The 1,147-nt window shown below is 69.6% G+C and carries 1 protein-coding gene; it reads right to left on the reverse strand.

Going from position 1 to position 1,147, the window contains the following annotated elements; translation table 11 throughout:
• The coding region (locus ACTWQA_RS59070) for an RICIN domain-containing protein (RefSeq protein ID WP_443167512.1) at positions 1–1,147 on the reverse strand (1,147 nt) is incomplete at both ends.

The raw sequence follows: 1,147 nt of genomic DNA on the forward strand, positions 1-1,147 counted from the left end.
GGGAGATGCGGGCGCCGTCGGCGGTGGAGTACTGCCAGACGTCCATGGCCAGGCCGGATTGCCGGTTGACGAGGCTGATCACGTCACCGCCGTGGTCGACCACGCGCCACTGCTGGCCGGTGGCGCCGGTGTCGGCCTGTTGGACGACGTCGGCGCCGTTGGCGGTGCCCGTGGGCTGGAGGAACAGGCCGCTGTGCCGGGCCTTGAGGCGGACGTGGCCGTCGCTCGAGTCCACGAACTCGAACTGCTGGTTGGGGCGACTGTTGGCGGTGTATTGGATGAGCCGTGCGCCGGCGGCGGTGGAGGCCTCGTTGATGTCGGCGGCCTTGCCGCTGTGCTGGGCCACCAGGGTGTAGGTGGCCGGGCCGCCGGGCGAGTCACCCAGTTGGGCTTCCCATCTGGTGTTGGGGCCGGCGGCGTCGGAGGGGAGGCGGTCGCGTGCGGCGGTGTCGCCGTACGTGGTCCAGCGGGCCCAGTCGACGACGGTGTTCGGGAAGCGGTTGTCGCTCCAGAAGCTGGTGTGGCTGCCGCCGACGAAGGTGAGGAACGCCTTGGGCCAGGTCATCTCCGTGTACGCCTGCCGGGCCGAGGAGTACTGCGTGGTGGAGTCCCGGTCGCCGTGGACGAACAGGACCTTGGCGGAGACCGAGGCGGCGGGGTTGCCCATGTCCTCGCAGGACTGCGGGTTGGCGGAGATGATCCGGCTGTCGGGCCAGGAGGTCAGCAGGCCGTGGGTGATCATGCCGCCCAGGGAGTGGCCCGAGACTCCGACGCCGATGCCGGTGTTGATGTGCCCGGCCAGCGGTCCGCTCGTGTTGAGGGCGAGGGTGTGGGTGAGGATCTGCGAGACGTCCTTGGAGGTGTTGCCGTTTCTGACGTCGGTGAAGTTGTGGTTGAAGTGCGGGGCGGGGACGATGAAGCCCGCCGCGGTCAGGGCCCGGATGATGAACAGGGAGTTCTGCGGGCTGCTTTGGAAGCCGTGGGTGAAGTTGTAGACGGGGAAGACACCGTTGGCGACCGGGGCGTTCGTCACCGGGTTGCCGCCGGGGGTGCCGGTGGCGGGATAGTAGACGTAGGTGGTGCACGGGCGGCTGCCGCGGGTCCAGTCATACCGGCGCACACCGACCGCGAACGGCGTGGTCGGCGC

It is taken from the genome of Nonomuraea sp. 10N515B (genome assembly GCF_052245915.1).
Lineage (GTDB): Bacteria > Actinomycetota > Actinomycetes > Streptosporangiales > Streptosporangiaceae > Nonomuraea.